General features: G+C 41.5%; 18 protein-coding genes and 1 other RNA gene. 11 read left to right on the top strand and 8 right to left on the bottom strand.

The window, feature by feature from the left end; all coding sequences use genetic code 11:
* Positions 1-59 precede the first annotated feature (59 nt).
* Entirely contained in the window at positions 60-764 is a 705-nt protein-coding gene (locus F1737_RS02345; RefSeq protein WP_317137177.1) for an FKBP-type peptidyl-prolyl cis-trans isomerase, read from the bottom strand.
* A 55-nt stretch (positions 765-819) separates the two neighbouring features.
* On the opposite strand from F1737_RS02345, the gene cyaB reads away from it, so the two are divergent.
* Entirely contained in the window at positions 820-1353 is a 534-nt protein-coding gene (cyaB, locus tag F1737_RS02340; RefSeq protein WP_317137176.1) for a class IV adenylate cyclase, read from the top strand.
* Between the two features lie 38 nt (positions 1354-1391).
* Here cyaB and F1737_RS02335 read toward each other — a convergent pair whose 3' ends face one another.
* Genes F1737_RS02335 through F1737_RS02320 form a run of 4 tightly spaced genes read right to left on the bottom strand, consistent with a single transcriptional unit; the run spans position 1392 to position 4759 of the window.
* The gene (locus tag F1737_RS02335; RefSeq protein WP_317137175.1) at positions 1392-2033 is read right to left on the bottom strand and encodes a metallophosphoesterase family protein; all 642 of its coding nucleotides are present in this window, start codon (positions 2031-2033) and stop codon (positions 1392-1394) included.
* Between the two features lie 3 nt (positions 2034-2036).
* Positions 2037-3158, bottom strand: a complete 1122-nt coding sequence (locus F1737_RS02330) for a TIGR04013 family B12-binding domain/radical SAM domain-containing protein (protein ID WP_317137174.1) — start codon at positions 3156-3158, stop codon at positions 2037-2039.
* 25 nt (positions 3159-3183) lie between these two features.
* Positions 3184-4308 carry a TIGR04084 family radical SAM/SPASM domain-containing protein gene (locus tag F1737_RS02325; protein WP_317137173.1) on the bottom strand — a complete coding sequence of 375 codons (1125 nt, stop codon included), beginning with the start codon at positions 4306-4308 and terminating at the stop codon, positions 3184-3186.
* A 49-nt stretch (positions 4309-4357) separates the two neighbouring features.
* A complete protein-coding gene (locus F1737_RS02320) occupies positions 4358-4759 on the bottom strand; it encodes a DUF126 domain-containing protein (RefSeq protein ID WP_317137172.1) in 402 nt (133 codons plus the stop codon).
* A 37-nt stretch (positions 4760-4796) separates the two neighbouring features.
* Between F1737_RS02320 and F1737_RS02315 the strand changes: the two genes are divergently transcribed.
* Entirely contained in the window at positions 4797-5972 is a 1176-nt protein-coding gene (locus F1737_RS02315) for a proteasome-activating nucleotidase (protein ID WP_317137171.1), read from the top strand.
* A 5-nt stretch (positions 5973-5977) separates the two neighbouring features.
* Positions 5978-6415: a DUF5804 family protein gene (locus F1737_RS02310; protein ID WP_317137170.1), complete on the top strand. Its 438-nt coding sequence runs from the start codon at positions 5978-5980 to the stop codon at positions 6413-6415.
* 19 nt (positions 6416-6434) lie between these two features.
* Here F1737_RS02310 and F1737_RS02305 read toward each other — a convergent pair whose 3' ends face one another.
* Positions 6435-7670: a proteasome-activating nucleotidase gene (locus F1737_RS02305; protein WP_317137169.1), complete on the bottom strand. Its 1236-nt coding sequence runs from the start codon at positions 7668-7670 to the stop codon at positions 6435-6437.
* Positions 7671-7727: 57 nt separating this feature from the next.
* Between F1737_RS02305 and F1737_RS02300 the strand changes: the two genes are divergently transcribed.
* Both F1737_RS02300 and tpiA read left to right on the top strand, forming a co-directional pair.
* Positions 7728-8234 carry a multiprotein bridging factor aMBF1 gene (locus F1737_RS02300; protein ID WP_317137168.1) on the top strand — a complete coding sequence of 169 codons (507 nt, stop codon included), beginning with the start codon at positions 7728-7730 and terminating at the stop codon, positions 8232-8234.
* A 13-nt stretch (positions 8235-8247) separates the two neighbouring features.
* Positions 8248-8922: a triose-phosphate isomerase gene (gene tpiA / locus F1737_RS02295; protein WP_317137167.1), complete on the top strand. Its 675-nt coding sequence runs from the start codon at positions 8248-8250 to the stop codon at positions 8920-8922.
* A gap of 119 nt (positions 8923-9041) precedes the next feature.
* Here the strand turns inward: tpiA and F1737_RS02290 are convergent, their stop codons facing one another.
* Positions 9042-9599 (bottom strand): CBS domain-containing protein, encoded by a 558-nt coding sequence (locus tag F1737_RS02290; RefSeq protein ID WP_317137166.1) that lies wholly within the window; start codon positions 9597-9599, stop codon positions 9042-9044.
* 94 nt (positions 9600-9693) lie between these two features.
* Between F1737_RS02290 and F1737_RS02285 the strand changes: the two genes are divergently transcribed.
* Positions 9694-10464, top strand: coding sequence for a ribonuclease III domain-containing protein (locus tag F1737_RS02285; protein WP_317137165.1), 771 nt, complete (start codon positions 9694-9696; stop codon positions 10462-10464).
* A gap of 7 nt (positions 10465-10471) precedes the next feature.
* On the opposite strand, the gene rnpB is transcribed toward F1737_RS02285, so the two are convergent.
* Positions 10472-10791, bottom strand: an RNA gene (gene rnpB, locus F1737_RS02280) — RNase P RNA component.
* A gap of 36 nt (positions 10792-10827) precedes the next feature.
* Between rnpB and F1737_RS02275 the strand changes: the two genes are divergently transcribed.
* The 5 genes from F1737_RS02275 to gltA are packed head-to-tail and all read left to right on the top strand — an operon-like array spanning position 10828 to position 16692.
* Entirely contained in the window at positions 10828-11382 is a 555-nt protein-coding gene (locus tag F1737_RS02275; protein ID WP_317137164.1) for a TIGR00296 family protein, read from the top strand.
* A gap of 11 nt (positions 11383-11393) precedes the next feature.
* Positions 11394-12845, top strand: coding sequence for a tRNA guanosine(15) transglycosylase TgtA (gene tgtA, locus F1737_RS02270; RefSeq protein ID WP_317137163.1), 1452 nt, complete (start codon positions 11394-11396; stop codon positions 12843-12845).
* A complete protein-coding gene (gene arcS, locus F1737_RS02265) occupies positions 12838-14469 on the top strand; it encodes an archaeosine synthase subunit alpha (protein WP_317137162.1) in 1632 nt (543 codons plus the stop codon). The genes tgtA and arcS overlap by 8 nt, the downstream gene beginning before the upstream one ends.
* Positions 14470-14507: 38 nt before the next feature.
* Positions 14508-15356: a sulfide/dihydroorotate dehydrogenase-like FAD/NAD-binding protein gene (locus F1737_RS02260; protein ID WP_317137161.1), complete on the top strand. Its 849-nt coding sequence runs from the start codon at positions 14508-14510 to the stop codon at positions 15354-15356.
* Positions 15349-16692, top strand: a complete 1344-nt coding sequence (gltA, locus tag F1737_RS02255; RefSeq protein ID WP_317137160.1) for an NADPH-dependent glutamate synthase — start codon at positions 15349-15351, stop codon at positions 16690-16692. The genes F1737_RS02260 and gltA overlap by 8 nt, the downstream gene beginning before the upstream one ends.
* Positions 16693-16725 lie beyond the last annotated feature (33 nt).

Raw genomic sequence — 16725 nt, 5'->3', positions numbered from 1 at the left:
ATTTTCTTTTCACGCACCTTTTTTTAGAATAGAATTTTTAAAAAAAGAGTATTCTTTATTTACTCTTCTGATTTTTCAGCTGCTTCTTCAACAGGCTCTGCTTTTTCAGGCCTCTTGAATGATTCTTTTAACACAACTTCATTGATCTCTTCTACAAACTCAAAGATCTGATGAACAGCCATTCCCTTGCCCATCATGTAGCGCTGATCATATGTGATGCCCGGAGGGAGAATTACTGTTAAAACACCGTCTTCAAGGCTCATCTCAAGTTCACGTCCTACAAAGAGGTCAAAAACAGCACCTGCCTGCTCAACTGAATCCTCTACAACTCCTTCAATGGTGTACTTGTAGTTGAGAGTCTGGCCTGCAAGCATGTGGTTAAAATCAATTACTGCACGCTTTCCGACAACATTTGCAACAACACCCTGACGTCCGTCTGCTGTAACACGCATTCCGACTGCAGGTTTTTCCTTGAACTCGTTTGTTGGAACAGACTTTACAAGTGATGAGTCGTGATCTCCATATGCCTTTTCAGGAGGGATTACGATTTCATATTCCTGTCCGGCTTCTTTTCCGGCAAGATCCTCGTCAAGTCCGGGGATTACGTGGTTTCCACCTACGCGTATTACAATAGGCTTGTATTCCTTTCCTTCGGAAAATGTACCGTTTTCTTTCGCAACTTCCTCAGAGGTAGTATCAAATATAGTACCCTCGACTGAACCTGTATAATTCAGTTTGACAAAATCTCCTTCTTTTATTGCCATATAATTACACCTGTCTATATTAGTTGGTTAAATCAACCTATATAAGTGATGCAGGATGCTTGAAGTCGAAGCAAAAATTAAGGTAAACTCACATCTTCCGATAAAGGAGTTATTAGTGAATAAAAAGGCAGAATCTCTTGGTAAAAGCGTCCAAAAGGACATGTACTTCAATGCCCCGGACAGAGACTTTGCAAAAACAGATGAGGCACTTCGCATAAGGGTAACAGATGATAATACGGAAATCACATATAAAGGGCCAAAACTAAAGGGAAGTTCCGCAAAGGCACGAGAGGAGTTCAATATATCTTTTAATGACCCAGAAACCCTTGAAAAAATTCTTCTCAGGCTTGGTTACAGAAAATCAGAGACTGTGATTAAAACAAGAGAGGAATACAGATTCATGGGCACAACAATTGCACTTGACGATATTTCGGGCATCGGAACTTTTGTAGAGATTGAAGTCGTGACAGATGATAATGAAAATGCATTATCCTTAATTGAAAAGGCAAAAAATGAGCTTGGAATTATTGGAGACCATATCACAAAATCATATCTTGAAATGGTACTTGAAAAAGAAAATTCCATATGAAGACATGAACCGCCTTCATACACATAAAAAAAATATTTTCAGACTGTTATAAGCTCAACTTTGATGTCCTTTGCCTCATCTCCAAGAGTTACAAGGGCACACCTGCCATCAGCTGCGGGACCCGGATTCACAACAATTGTTCCGTCAATCTCTTTTACTCCGTAGTCGTCATGGATATGTCCGCAGCATATGAGATCGTATTTTTTCATGTGCTCTTTTAGCGAACTGCTCCCAACATTTGCATCCCCTACATTGTCAAGTGTTCCAAGAGGGGGAGCATGAGAAACAAGAATATTGTGTACATTGGGTTTTACTCTTTTTTCCGCCGTGGTCAGAATTGAATCAATTTCTTCTTCATTCAGTTCAAAGAGTGTGTTAAACGGGGTAGGATTTGAGCCTCCGACTCCGACAAGCGTAATCTTTCCCAAAGTCAGCGAAGAGCCATGAAGAGAAACTGCGCCGGATTCCTCAAGCGTTTCAATAATCTCTTTTGGATCACAGTTCCCGGGAACTGCAAAGCATGGGACATCTATCTCATCAAGCATCGGGATGACCGGTTCCAGGGGACCCATATCAGTAAGGTCACCGGAAATTATGACCATGTCAGGCCCTAAATCCATAAATGAACCAACTTTGCCATACTGACCATGAAGATCAGTCAGCACAAGAACTTTCATCATTGATTATTGATTTTTGTTCTTTGTAAAAAATCTTAACTCAGCATTCATCCACGAACCTGTTGCACGGCCTGCAAGTGAAAGCCTCCCAAGAGTTTTTTCAATTTCAGGAATCAGGGGCGCAGGTTTTTCATCTGCAAGAGGGGTACCGGGGAGCGGCGTAAAATAATGGGCATGCACCTTTCCAAACCTGCAAACCCATTTTATCTGCTCAATGGTTTCTTTTTGATCCTCTTTTGTTTCACCAGGAAGACCTACTATATAGTCAACTATTGGAAATATCCCATAATCTTTGCATTTTTCTACCGCATTTATGACATCTTCAGTTGTATGGCCACGGTTTATTGCTTTTAATACCCTTTCACTGCCTGATTGCGCACCAAAATGCAGTTTTTTGTTTTTGCAGAAATCAACAATTATCTCTGCAGATTCATCCGTAACAAATTCAGGCCTTACCTCACTTGGAAAAGTACCCAGATAGAGATTTTTATCCCTGTCAAAACTTCCAAGGAGTTTTTTTAGTTTTTCAAATGCCGGTTTTCTTCCATCACGCGAACCATAGGAAAGTGCATTCGGTGTCAAAAAACGAACATCACTGTAAGCCTCAGATGCCCTGACTATTGCATCAATTGACCGGTGCCTCATGTGACCTCCGAAAAGACGAGGGGTCTGACAGTAGCCGCACCCGAAAGGACAACCACGGGAAACTTCTATGTAACCTTTCACCCTGGTAAACGGTTCATAGGCATCAAGAAATACGCATTTGTCACATTTTATGTATTGTCCCTTTGTTGCCACACCTCTTGGAAGAACAGGGGAATTATTCTCAATTGCCTTTAAAAGAGCAGGAAGAGTATGTTCACCCTCACCAACAATAACATAGTCAGCATAATTCAGGATATCTTCATATCTGGCCGAAGGATGAGGCCCTCCGGCTATTGTAATACACCCGGCATCTTTCATCTCATCAAGATACTGACCGGCATTAATTGAATTAAGACTGTATAAGGTAACATCATCTTCAGGATGGTCAACCGGATTTAATGTAATATTGTTCTTCTCACATGCAGCATACAAAACTGCATAGGAATTCCTGGCCCATTTTATGTTTCTCCAGTTAACCTTCATGTATAATCAGTTCTGTCCTGAAATTTTATGGAATTATCTCACAGCCATTGTATTTTATATACTCAAAGGATTCCGGCGAAACAACCCCTTCCTCAATCAGCCCTTTTACCCTTGGAAGTTCCGACTCAATGCAATTTTTCAGATTTTTTACAGTCTCATATACTGCCCTTCTGCCTTCATCAGGCCATGGCCGGGTAATATTTGAATAAAGACATCTGCCTCCGCAAAAATCCAGAATATCACATTTGAGACACTCTCCTGAGATGCACTCTTTTTTAGCTGTACAGGGGGAAGACGTATCTATATGTCCGCAATAGTGATCTTTCATGCCTGCCATACAGGGACAGGGAGCAATACTCCCATCCTGCATAATACTATAATTCGCAAATCCGCTCCCGCATCTAAGAGGTGATTTCTTATAGCCGGATAACAGGTCACCCATAGTTCCAACGAATGGATACCACATTAAAACCCTGCCTTCTTCTTCCATCACATTTACCCAGTACCTGATAAGCATTGATATCCCGGGATTATACGTATCATGTACCCATCTGGAAAAATTTTCCCTGAGAGAATAATCATTCCAGAAGTTTCCGTCAATCTGCCAGTGAATAGAAGAAAAAGAAAAATCATCGTTTGAAGATAGAAACCTCACAGATTCGTATATATCCGTATTTTCCGTGACAGTCATTCTCCCGATAATTTCACCCTTATAGCCATTTTTTGAAATATCTACAAGATTATTTATTATCCTTTCATAAGTGCCGGCTCCCCTGCACATGTCGGTTAGAGACCTGTTACCATCTATTGAGACGAATATTGACCTGAAACGGTTGATATACGATGATGGAAGAAGGTTTAAAAGGGTCCCGTTTGTATGTATCATAAAATCCTTTACCGGTGCGTTGTCCATCATCTCTTTTATGAGATCGTCTCTTAAGAGGGGTTCTCCTCCGTAAAATGTTAAAACCGCTTCTTCATCCTTTGAAAGAAAGGAATATAGTGTCCCGGGATTGAAGCTGGCTTCACAGGGAAGAGTTTCGTCAATGTCGATACTCTGAAAATCAAAGTCAGGTACTTCAAAAATTTTTCCCCGACAGTATGAACAGTTCAAATTACAGTCATCAGTAAGTAAAACGAAGTAATGCAATGCACGCCTCCAAAATATTATAGATTTTAGGTTGATAATGAAAAAAGATTCATTCTACTATTATCTCACCGGTATTTCCGTCAACTGATACACTTGTACCGTCAGCCATATCCAAAAGAGACTTCTGTGGTTTGTCAACCATTGGAATGTCGGCAATTATTGCCCCTGTTGCAATGATAGTTTCGGCTTCTTCATTGATTATTGCAGCAGGAGCTTTATTGTTTCTTTTAAGGGCATACATGACATAAGAACCAACCGTTGACCCTTTGCCGTAAGGAAAAGCAAGTACTTTCCCTGCAATAGATTTTCCTTCCAGAAAATGTCCTTTTTCTATTACTATCCCCGTCTCGGGATCTACGCCGGACAGAAAGGATATAGGCTCAGGGCTGACCAGAAGAGCACCTTTACCTTCACCTTTTGAAATACCTCTACCCTTAATTGTAAAAGACATACCTAATAAATGTTGTAAGATTAAGATATAAAGTAACATGGATGAGACCATCTTCAATAATCCGGATGAAGATAATATTTCAAAGCCCCGGATTCAGGAATTAAACGAACAGGTCCAGGACCTGAGGATGAAGGTCGAAGTCCTCAACAGAGAAGTGAGCCGCCTTGAAAAAGATAATGCTCAGCTTAAAAAAGAAAATAACCAACTCAAGCGTCCTCCACTCTTTGTTGCAGCAGTAGTCGACATTCTTGAAAGCGGCGAAGTTTACCTGCGTCAGCAGGGAAACAATCAGGAATATATTACACATTCTCTTGAAGCACTTCAGGGTCAGTTAAGGCCCGGAATGAAAGTCGCCGTCAATAACGCTTTATCAATCGTGAAAATTATTGGCAATACCTTCGATACAAGGGTACGGGTAATGGAACTCGAGGAGTCACCAAATGTATCCTTTAAAAATGTTGGAGGTCTCAAAGAAGAGATTGAAGAAGTAAGAGAAGCAGTTGAATATCCTCTGACAAAACCGGAGGTATTCGAAAGAATAGGAGTTGAACCTCCAAAAGGAATTCTGCTGTACGGACCTCCCGGAACAGGAAAAACCCTTATTGCAAAGGCAGTTGCAAACCAGGCAAACGCCACATTCATAAGGATGTCGGGAAGTGAACTTGTGCATAAGTTCATTGGTGAAGGCGCACAGCTTGTCAGGGATCTCTTTACACTCGCCCGTGAAAGAAGCCCGGCAATTGTCTTCATAGACGAAATAGATTCAATAGGAAGTATGCGTACTCAGGATGGCACTTCAGGAAGTGCTGAAGTACAGAGAACATTAATGCAGCTGCTTGCAGAGATGGACGGTTTTGACAACCGCGGAAATGTCAGGATAATGGCAGCCACAAACCGTGTTGACATGCTTGACCCCGCACTCCTTCGTCCGGGAAGATTTGACAGGATTTTGGAAGTATCACTCCCTGATGAAAGTGCAAGACTTGAAATCCTCAAGATTCACTCTTCAAAACTTAACATGAAGAACGTGGATCTCCTGGATCTTGTCAAATTAACAGAAAATACCACAGGGGCGGAAATTCAGGCAATATGCCGTGAGGCAGGAATGATTGCAGTCAGAAAAGACCTGAATTATGTCACAATGAAAAACTTTGAAGATGCCGTCTTAAAGGTAAGAAAGAAAAACAAAACTGAAGATATAATGTATATCTGAGAATCATGAATCTTCTGTTTGTTCAAAAGGAAGGTGTTTTGTTATACAAAACACTTGTTTCATCTGAGACAAGCAGAAATATTCTCCGTTTTTACAAACCAAAAGAAACAGAATACGGGATAATAATTGAAAATGCCACTTTGGGTAGTGCATTATCCCTTGTATCAGAGCTTAAATGGTACATCAGGCGTTATGTTTCCGAGATCCTTTATGAGATATCACCCGAACTTTACTGTTCACACAAATTTGCTCTTGAGATATATGAGCGTGACATTAAATTGGGTGAAACATGGGATTTCTCCAAATTAATTGGAATAAAAGAGAATATCATCTCTGATGAGATCTGGATGGAATCACATTCTTCAAAAGAGGATTATCCGGATTTTGTAGATTCCAATGATATTGTTTTTGAAGTCTGGTGCAGCGAATCTGAAAAGGAGTAGTAGTAAATTTTTGATCTATTCAGGCGAACATTGCTCCGTCTGAAAGTTCACTTACACTGCCCTTTTGATTATGCCTGACTTTATCAATTGCCATTACAAAGTCGGCCATTTCTATTGTATCCCTGTCATCTCGAATGGCAAACATTCCGGCCTCTGTGCATATTGATTTGAGATCTGAACCATTCATTCTTTCAGTCAGCTCAGCAATATTTTCCAGATAAATACTTTCTCCAAGGCTCATGTTTTTTGAATGAATTTTTAAAATTGCATACCTTCCGTCAACATCGGGTTCTGGTATCTCAATCATTCTGTCAAACCTGCCGGGCCTTAGAAGCGCCGGGTCGAGAATATCAATTCTGTTGGTGGCACCGATTATTTTTACATCGCCACGGTTCTTAAAGCCGTCCAGATCCGCCAAAAGCTGCATAAGTGTCCTTTGAACTTCGCGATCTCCCGAGGTGAGGCTTTCTGTCCTCTGCGCCCCGATTGCATCTATTTCATCAATAAATATTATTGATGGAGCATCCCTCTTTGCAAGTTCAAAAAGCTCCCTGACAAGTCTTGCACCTTCACCAATATATTTCTGGACAAGTTCTGAACCAACAACCCTTAAAAATTTGGCATTGGTTTCATGCGCAACGGCTCTTGCAAGAAGAGTTTTGCCGGTACCAGGGGGGCCGTGAAGCAATACACCGCGGGGCGGGGAAATTCCGACTTTTTCAAACAGTTCAGGCTTGCAAAGCGGGAGCTCAACAGCTTCCTTAATCTCCAGAATCTGATCTTCAAGCCCTCCTATATCAGAATAATTTTCAACAGGTGGATCTTCCACTTCCATCCCGTAAACCTGGGAATCAAAAGTCTGAGGCAGCAGGTCAACTATTGCCAGGGACTGCTGATTAAGAGTACACCTGACTCCGGCTTTTAAGTCTTCAGGCTCAATAAAACCGGATGCACGTACCATAAATACAGGACCTGCGCTTGACTGGACAACATACCTGTTATCACCGGCAACATCGGTTATTTTTCCGATTATTAAAGGAGGACTCCTTAATTTCTCAATTTCACCTTTGAGTTTTCGGATCTCTCTCTCATAGCGGGTTTTCTGACTCTCCAAAAACTTTTTCTCAGATTCAACCTGTCTGTTCTCTTCTCTAAGTTCTATATTCCTGTTTTCCAAACTGGAAATTCTGTCAAGAAGATATCTTGTAACTTCTTCAGTGTTTGAATCTGATTCGGGTTTTCGGCCTTCTGGCATCCGCTTCCTCAAATAGTTATATAGGGATAGTTCAATATATAGATGTTTGCGATTAACATGTCAGAATGTGAGGTTTGCGGGGAAATTATCCGCGGAAAATCAATTCTAGTTTCAATTGGCGGTGCAAAAATGCGGGTATGCCAAAAATGCTCCAAACTGGGCACAGAAATACAGCAACCCGGAATAAATGCCCGAAACCAGAATATAGGGAAAATATCAAGAGTTTCTGCCCCAGGTATGACACCTGCACCAAAAAAACGTACACGCGATGTGTTTGACTTAATGGATGGTGAAATAATTGAAGACTTCAGCGAACGCATCCGTGAAGCACGTATCAGCAGAAATCTGTCACAAAAAGAACTTGCACTTAAAATCAAAGAAAAAGAGGGACTTATAAAAAAGATTGAAAAAGGAATGATTCCTGAAGACAATGTCAGAAAAAAACTGGAATCCGAACTTGAAATAAACCTTCTTGAGTCTATGGAATCAAGTCAGGATACCGGAAAAACCGGCCATATTACCCCTACTCTGGGCGATGTGATGAAAATCAAGAGAAATAAATGAAAGAGATGAAAAAATGCCTGAAAAATTCCCTACAATAATAATTAATTTTAAGGCATACAAGGAAGGTTACGGTCACAGGGCACACAGTATTGCACAGGCTGCCTTAAATGTATCAATGGAATCAGGAGTATTGATAGGAATTGCTCCGGGGTATATGGATATTCACCCTATGTCAAATCACTACAATCTTCCGGTCTATGCCCAACACATAGATGCAATAAATCCCGGTGCACACACAGGCCACATTCTTGCAGGCGCTGTGCGTGAAGCAGGGGCAACCGGCACTCTCATTAATCACTCGGAGAGGCGTCTCACACTTGCGGATATTTCCGGATCTGTAAAGGCAGCAAAAGAAGCAAATCTTCAGACAATCGTCTGCACAAATGATATTTTGACAAGTGCAGCAGCAGCATCCTTTTCACCGGATTTTATTGCAATAGAACCTCCCGAACTTATCGGAAGCGGCATATCTGTTGCAACGGCAGATCCTGAAATTATTGAGAATTCAGTCACTGCAGTGAAAGAAAAAAACAGCAGTATAAGGGTTCTTGCAGGTGCAGGCATAAGCACAGGAGAATGCGTTAAAAGGGCAATTGAACTTGGTGCAGACGGTGTACTACTAGCATCAGGTGTTGTTAAGGCAGATGATCCTGAAAAGGTATTAAGATCACTTGTATCAAAAATATAATTTAAGACTTCATCAAATTTTACATAAAAATATATTAATGCTCTTTTCATCAGACAGAGCCTAAAAATTCATTTCATGTACTTTTTTCAATAATTTATCAAAAATGCTTTAGAATTATTTTATCTTGAAATAATTGCAATCAGGTCATGTTTTGTGATAACGCCTTCCACAATTCCCTTATCAACAACAAGAATCGCATGATGATTATGAAGCATATGTATTATCGTATCCATATCAGTAGATTTAGGAATCGTTGGAAAACCCTCCTCCATAAAATCAGAAACAACCTGAGACTGTATTTTCTGGATTCTGCCCTCATCCATCGCATTTATTATCGCAGATTCGGAAATACAGCCTACAGGCACTCCCATATCCAGTACAGGAATCTGTGATATACCGTAATTTTCCATTATTGAAACAGTACTTGCAACAGTCTCTTTTGCCTGAACACTTATTACCGGACTTTTCATCATATCTGCCGCTGTAATCATCGAACTCTGGGCACGCTGAAGAACTTCAACAATTTTTCTAAGTGTGCTCACCCTTGGATCAACAGTGCCAGATTCTATTCTTGCAATCATTGACTGGCTTAATCCGGCCTTTTCAGCAACCTCTGCCTGGGTAAGACCGAGTTCAACTCTTTTGTCCCTTATTTCTACGGAATCAGGAATGTGCATTATTATTACTCATAATCATTAAAGCTATATAAATATTAATTTCTTTAAGCCATATTAACATGGTTCATATTATCAGAAATTATTATATCAGATAATGCTCATTTTAAAAATCATTGTGTCTTTCCTTTTCTTCCCAAAATGCAAATATAAGGATATAAAAACAGCAGTCCTGGCAATATCAAAATGGCTGAATGAAAAGTCAAAGGGAGAAAAAAACTCCAGAGATAAGGATAAACAAAAGAAATGGATTCATCAGCTGGAAGATATAGTTAAAAAAATTGAGGTGGTAGAAAATAACATTATCCCTGATATTGAAAGAGACCTGGGATATAGGTTTAATGACCACAATTTTCTTGTAACCGCTTTTTTCATGTCCAATACAAAAAATGTTTATATGGAAATTCTCGAGGAATACCATGGCTACAATCACTCGGGAATCGACAGGATAACAATGAAATATCTGGAAAAACTTCCTGAAATTGCCAAAACACTCGCATGGATTGGAGATACTGTCATCAAATCCGCACTCCTTGACGATATTGACATATGCAATATGGCAGACATCAATACAGACATTCTGACAGTTAAAAGACAAAAATATGAGCAAAACACAAATCTCGCAAATTTATCAGACAAATGGAAACTTCTTGAAAATTCTGTTACACTAAAGAAAATCACAACACAGGATACCAAAAAAATTGCTCACCTCAAGGGCTCACTTGTGGAAAGTATCTTCGGCGCTCTTTACATCGACCTGAATCTTAATCCAAAAAAGAATCAGGACTATGACATCAACAAAAAAATTCTGAAACTGATCATACCTGATGAAGAAACTGATAATTATCCCTTAAAAATTAAATCATGAATCAAATGAGTGAGAGTAGTAAGCCCCATTATGTTTTTATGCGACATTCAGCTACGCGCCGTACCTGAGACCAGCCCGGAGGTGCTGTTTAAATGTCTCTCTTCGGCTTGCACACGCAGGGATTCACCGTTTCATCGAATCCTCAGTCCTTAAAGACGTCTCAGCAGTTTTAACCTGCATCATAAACTCGGAATTGAGGCCGTGTCGTTTCTGTGCCATTGCCATGACTCTCGCCATCCGCACTTTACATGCAGCTGCGCTTCCGGTCAGTGTGGGGACTTTCCTCAGCAGCAAATAGATGCCACCGTCAGCCGCACTCTCTCTCTCAATCTTATTATTGTCAGCCTGCAATATATGTAGGTAATGATGCTGCTGGATGAAGATGAAGGAAAGACTGCGATATGTATAGCAAAAAAGGCGGTTTTTTCAAAAGTCGCGGGTATAAATATAGAGTGTCCGCCGGTAACTGATATTTTCAAGGAAAAAAGAGGTGTATTTGTAACAATAAGAGAATACGGTGAATTAAGAGGATGTATTGGTTATCCATATCCCGTTCTGCCTCTTTTAGAGGCAATATCAGACGCAGCAGTATCAGCAGCAACAAAAGACCCGCGTTTTATGGCGGTAACATCAAAAGAACTTGAAGAAATAGAATTTGAAGTAACAGTTCTTACTCCTCCAGTCCGGCTTACATGCCCTGCATCAAAAAGAGACAGTCATGTAATTATAGGAAAACACGGCCTGATTATCCGGGGCGCAGGAACAAGCGGACTTTTATTGCCACAGGTGGCAACAGAGTATGTCTGGAGCCCAAAGGAATTTTTAGATTATACATGTATAAAGGCAGGGCTTCCCAAAGGGTGCTGGATGGAAGAAAAATTTGAAATAATGACATTTGAAGGGCAGATATTTAATTAAACGAGGAAATTATGAGCATTAGTTTTGAAGTTATCCACAAAGATATAATGGGCAGGACAGGAAAGCTGAGAGTCGGCGATAAAACTGTTAAAACACCACTCCTGCTACCGGTAATAAATCCACACATTCAGCTTATAAAGCCAAAAGAACTTGAAAAAATGGGTGTGGAGGCACTGATTACCAATGCGTACATCTTTAATAAAAGTGAGGAGTTTCACGAGAGAGCAGTCAGTGAGGGACTTCACAAGGTTCTTGATTTCAACGGCGTCATAATGACTGATTCCGGAGCTTTCCAACACTCTGTCTATGGGGACATCGACTTCTCAAATATTGACACAATTAAATTTCAGCGTGCCATTGGAAGTGAGATAATTGTCCCGATGGATATTGCAACCGGACCTGACAAAACTTTCGAAGAAGCGGAAGAAGAGCTGAAGATAACAATGGAGCGCATAACAGAGGCTCTTAGCGTTATTGACGACGGTCATCTCTGCGCACCGGTGCAGGGAGGGATTCACACTGAACTTAGGAAACGTGCAGGCAGCCAGGTAAAAGATCTTGGAATCATATTCTGCCCGATAGGTGCTGTTGTTCCGCTGATGGAAAGTTACCGCTACAAGGAACTTGTACAGGTTGTTATGGCCGCAAAATCAAAGCTTTCTCCTTCCTCCTGCATACACCTGTTTGGCGCCGGTCACCCGTCGATGTTTGCCCTTGCAGCTGCAATGGGATGTGACGTGTTTGACTCGGCAGCATACGCCCTTTATGCCCGTGAGGGACGATACATGACACCTCAGGGAAGTTACAAACTGAATGAATTAAATGAACTGCCATGTGCCTGCGAGGTCTGCAGGACACATACAGCAGCCGAGCTCAAGAATTCCCCTGACAAAGAGAGGCTTCTGGCACTTCATAATATGTACGTAACCCTTGCTGAAATCTCCAGAATAAGACAGTCTATTCTGGACGGAACCCTCTGGGAACTTGTAGATGAACGATGCAGAAACCACCCGAGACTCCTTGAAGGTTACAGGGAACTTTTGAAATATACAGATCAGCTGGAAAAGTCTGACAGAATTACAAAAAGACGCTTCTTCTACCGTGGAAGTGAGAGCTGCCAGAGGACTGAAGTCTTAAGATACCATGAGATGATCACAAGACTTCCTGCAGGAAAAAATGTGCTGATCTCAGTTGACAGAGAAACAAAGGGAGATTATGATACTGTGTTCGGATTTAAACCACCGTTTGGCCCTTATCTTCCGGAACTCGGCGAGACCTATCCGGTCGGTCAGAGTGAAATTCCGGAATGGGATTTTGATATGGTAAACTCAGGCTGTAAAGGCATCATAAAGCTCATAGAATCAAATGAAGAATCCTCATTTTATATTTCGTGCAGTGATAGTTGGAAATCCGTAATATCAGAAGCGCTAAAAGGAATAGAAGGCAGGTATTCATATGTTTGAAGTTTTAAAAAGAGACGGTTTTTCAAGAACAGGACTGTACAAAGAAGGAGAAATCTCCCTTAATACCCCTCTTGCAGTTGATCCTGAAGAATATTTCCCGGATCTTGATAAACACCCTTTTTCAAATATACCTGTGTTGGAGGGTGAAAAATTTGTATCCGCCTATGCACCCTCATATCAGAATATTCATCTGATTCATCCGGAAATCAAACAGGAATTTAAATCAGGCGATGTTCTCCTTGCAGCAAATTTTCATACCCTTCTTGAAAATTCAAGACTCTTCGTTGAGACAATAACCGGACTTAAATCAGGGACTCCGCCCGATACCATGTGGTATATTCCGGGTGCTGCCCTGCCGTCTAATGTTGCAACACTTATTTCGGCAGGATTTGATCTCTTTGACTATCGTGCAGTCGATCTCAAATCGGCACAGGGATTTTTCTGCACCCCTGACGGGGAATTTTTAGCAGCAGATGTTACCGGAAAAGGCCTTTGTCAGTGTGAAGGGTGCAAAAAAGGCGACCTTCGCATGCATAACAGAATTGCCCTCGACTGCGAAATTGCAACTGTAATACAGTTCATTGAATCCGGCCATATAAGGGAATTTTTAGAGAGAAGGTGCAGAAATTCCGCATCACAGGTAGCAATTCTCCGCCTGTTTGACGAATCATACAATACAATTGAGAAATATATCCCAATAGTCAGATCCAAAAGACTTTTTGCAAACTCAGGGGAGTCGCTCAAGAGAGCTGAAGTAAAACGCTTTGTTGAAAGAGTAATTGACCGCTTTGTACCTACAAGAACGGATGTTGCAGTGCTAATACCTTGTTCTGCAAGAAAGCCATACTCCAACTCACAAAGCCACATGAAGTTTCAGTCTGCCATACAAAACAGGGCACATGAAATTATTGTCACATCACCACTCGGCATAGTTCCGCGCGAACTTGAACGAATTTATCCGGCAGGACACTATGATGTACCTGTTACAGGATACTGGGACGGTGAGGAAAGGGCATTCATTACAGATGTGATAGCCAGGTACTTTGAAAAAAACAGGTACGAAAAAGTATTTGTACATCTTGACGGGGACTCGTTTGAGATTGCAAAAGAGGCACTTGAGAGAACAAACACAGAGTATGAATGTACAGCAACTGAAAGACTTACATCATCGGATTCTCTAAAATCCCTTGAAAGTGCACTTAGAGGCTACCCTAAAATAAAGCCTGATTTAATTAAAGGAACACTCTCCTGGCAGTTTGGAAAAGACATCGATACAAAGAATCTTCTTCTTAAAGGCAAATTCAGACGCGAAAAAGTTCTTTTTAAGAAAAAGCAGTTTTTCAGCATTGACAATGAAACAGGTCTTTTCCGTCCTACTCTGGAAGGCTGGGATCTTATCAGTCCGGTATACAAAATATCAATTGACAACTTCATTCCAAAAGGAGATGTTCTTGCGCCCGGAGTCATTGACTGTGATCCTGAAATCAGGGAAGGCGATGAGGTTTTGGTTACCGGAGAAAAAGCCATTGCGACAGGGAAGGCAGTTATGGGCGCTGATGAAATGTTGAAATCATCACGCGGTGTTGCTGTGAGAGTGCGTAAAGTAAAGAAGTTGGAAGAATAAATTATATTCACAAATTCTTTGAATCTGGAGTGACAGTATTGGCATATAAAGTCGAAAAAGCAACCCAAATTGCTGATAATATTTTTGAATTATGGATAAATGCGCCCCATGTCGCAAAAAATGCACATGCAGGCCAGTTTTTAGTCATAAGGATTGATGACAGCGGGGAAAGAATACCACTGACAATCTCTGCTGCAAAAGAAGATCTCGTAAGAATCGTCTTTATGACAGTTGGTAAAACCACAACATATCTCTCAAAATTAAAAGTTGGAGATGAAATACTTGATGTTGCAGGCCCTCTCGGACACCCAAGTGAAATAAAAGAATGGGGTCACTGTGTTGTCATCGGAGGCGGCGTCGGTATTGCATGTCTCCCAATTCTGGCAAAGGCATTACAGGATGCAGGAAACAGGGTTACCGGGATAATCGGAGCACGAAATGAAAAACTGCTTCTTTTGGCAGATGAACTTGAAGAAAACTGTGATGAACTCGTAATATGCACAGATGACGGAAGCCGCGGTTTCCACGGTTTTCCGGCAGACATTCTCAAGCAGAAACTTGAAGACAAAAACATTGATGCAGTCTGGATAATCGGCCCTGCAATTATGATGAAGATTACATCAATGGCAACAATACCTTACAATGTAAAGACTTTTGTCAGCCTTAACCCGATTATGGTCGACGGCACGGGGATGTGCGGATCATGCAGGGTAACAATAGACGGCGAAACAAAGTTTGCATGCGTTGACGGTCCGGAGTTTGATGCTCATCTTGTGGACTGGGATGAACTGATGAACAGGCAGAGAATATATCCCGAACAGGAAAAACAGTCACTTGAATTGTTCCATGAACATTACTGTGAGTGCGGAGGCCACCACCATGAGTAAAAGAGATCCAAAAATCAGAATACATGATTTTGATGAGGTCGATCAGGGCATATCCGATCAAAACGCAGTACTGGAAGCTTCAAGATGTATGGAATGTGTAAGACCACTCTGCGTTAAAGGATGCCCCGTAAATATTGATATCCCCGGATTCATAGCCGCAATTAACGAGAGAGATTTCAGACTTGCAGCAAATATAATCAAAAAAGACAATATGCTGCCTGCAATATGCGGACGTGTATGCCCTCAGGAAAACCAGTGTGAAGGAAAATGTGTTCTTGGCATTAAGGAAAAGCCTGTAAGAATCGGTGCTCTTGAAAGATTTGTTGCAGACTGGGAAAGAAAGAACGGAGCAAGGCCCCCACATATTGCAAAACATACGGGAAAAAGAGTGGCAGTTGTAGGATCCGGTCCTGCAGGGTTGACGGCAGCAGCCGAACTTGCACGTGCAGGACACAAGGTTACAATTTTCGAATCACTGCACGCTGCCGGCGGTGTATTAACCTACGGTATTCCTTCATTCAGACTTCCAAAAGGAATCGTCAGAGCCGAAATCGATCAGGTGCTAAAACTTGGCGTTGAGCTCAAACTCAATCATATAGTAGGAAGAAGTATTCCGGTTGAAGAGCTTTTGTCATATGACGCAGTATTCCTGGGCACAGGAGCAGGTCTCCCGTCATTTATGGGTATTGAAGGAGAGAACCTGAACGGAGTCTATTCAGCAAACGAATTTCTGACAAGAATCAACCTTATGCATGCCAACAGATTCCCCGAATATGACACTCCGGTAATTAACGGAAGCAGGGTTGCAGTAATAGGTGGTGGAAATGTTGCGATGGATTCAGCACGTGTTGCAAGAAGAATGGGCGCAAAAGTCTACCTGATATACAGGCGCCGTGAAGAAGACCTCCCTGCAAGGGAAGAGGAAGTCAAAAACGCGATTGAAGAAGGTGTTGAGTTTGTCTGTTGTGCGAACCCGACAAAAATAACCGGCGGCCCCTCTGTTTCCGGAATAGAATGTGTCAGAATGGAAATGTGCGATGCTGACGACAGTGGACGCCCGCGTCCTGTCCCTATGGAAGGAAAAGATGCAAAATTCACACTAAATGTCGATGTTGTTGTTGAAGCAATAGGCCAGAGCCCCAATCCACTGCTTGTATCCCTGATGGATAATCTTGAGCGTGGTAAAAAAGGAAATGTAATTGTTGATGAAGACGGCAAGACCTCAATTCCGCATGTATTTGCCGGAGGAGATATTGCTACAGGTGCTGCAACCGTTATTGAAGCCATGGGCAATGCAAAAAAGGCTGCTGCTGCAATCAACAAAATGCTTGAATAAGAAACATCTAAAACATTTTTTATAATTTTTCAG

Source organism: Methanoplanus sp. FWC-SCC4 (assembly GCF_032878975.1).
In the GTDB taxonomy this organism is placed as follows: domain Archaea; phylum Halobacteriota; class Methanomicrobia; order Methanomicrobiales; family Methanomicrobiaceae; genus Methanochimaera; species Methanochimaera problematica.
The sequence above is the reverse complement of the archived record's forward strand: the minus strand, read 5'-3'. Positions and strand labels throughout refer to the sequence as shown.

Bases quoted from the DNA above. Each gene is read 5' to 3' on its own strand.
- F1737_RS02275 (WP_317137164.1), top strand. From the start codon at position 10,828: ATGATGCTGCTGGATGAAGATGAAGGAAAGACTGCGATATGTATAGCA.
- cyaB (WP_317137176.1), top strand. From the start codon at position 820: ATGCTTGAAGTCGAAGCAAAAATTAAGGTAAACTCACATCTTCCGATA.
- F1737_RS02320 (WP_317137172.1), bottom strand. From the start codon at position 4,759: ATGTCTTTTACAATTAAGGGTAGAGGTATTTCAAAAGGTGAAGGTAAA.
- F1737_RS02335 (WP_317137175.1), bottom strand. From the start codon at position 2,033: ATGATGAAAGTTCTTGTGCTGACTGATCTTCATGGTCAGTATGGCAAA.
- F1737_RS02300 (WP_317137168.1), top strand. From the start codon at position 7,728: ATGTCAGAATGTGAGGTTTGCGGGGAAATTATCCGCGGAAAATCAATT.
- gltA (WP_317137160.1), top strand. From the start codon at position 15,349: ATGAGTAAAAGAGATCCAAAAATCAGAATACATGATTTTGATGAGGTC.
- F1737_RS02330 (WP_317137174.1), bottom strand. From the start codon at position 3,158: ATGAAGGTTAACTGGAGAAACATAAAATGGGCCAGGAATTCCTATGCA.
- F1737_RS02285 (WP_317137165.1), top strand. From the start codon at position 9,694: ATGCTCATTTTAAAAATCATTGTGTCTTTCCTTTTCTTCCCAAAATGC.
- F1737_RS02310 (WP_317137170.1), top strand. From the start codon at position 5,978: ATGAATCTTCTGTTTGTTCAAAAGGAAGGTGTTTTGTTATACAAAACA.
- F1737_RS02315 (WP_317137171.1), top strand. From the start codon at position 4,797: ATGGATGAGACCATCTTCAATAATCCGGATGAAGATAATATTTCAAAG.
- F1737_RS02290 (WP_317137166.1), bottom strand. From the start codon at position 9,599: ATGCACATTCCTGATTCCGTAGAAATAAGGGACAAAAGAGTTGAACTC.
- tgtA (WP_317137163.1), top strand. From the start codon at position 11,394: ATGAGCATTAGTTTTGAAGTTATCCACAAAGATATAATGGGCAGGACA.
- F1737_RS02345 (WP_317137177.1), bottom strand. From the start codon at position 764: ATGGCAATAAAAGAAGGAGATTTTGTCAAACTGAATTATACAGGTTCA.
- tpiA (WP_317137167.1), top strand. From the start codon at position 8,248: ATGCCTGAAAAATTCCCTACAATAATAATTAATTTTAAGGCATACAAG.
- F1737_RS02305 (WP_317137169.1), bottom strand. From the start codon at position 7,670: ATGCCAGAAGGCCGAAAACCCGAATCAGATTCAAACACTGAAGAAGTT.
- arcS (WP_317137162.1), top strand. From the start codon at position 12,838: ATGTTTGAAGTTTTAAAAAGAGACGGTTTTTCAAGAACAGGACTGTAC.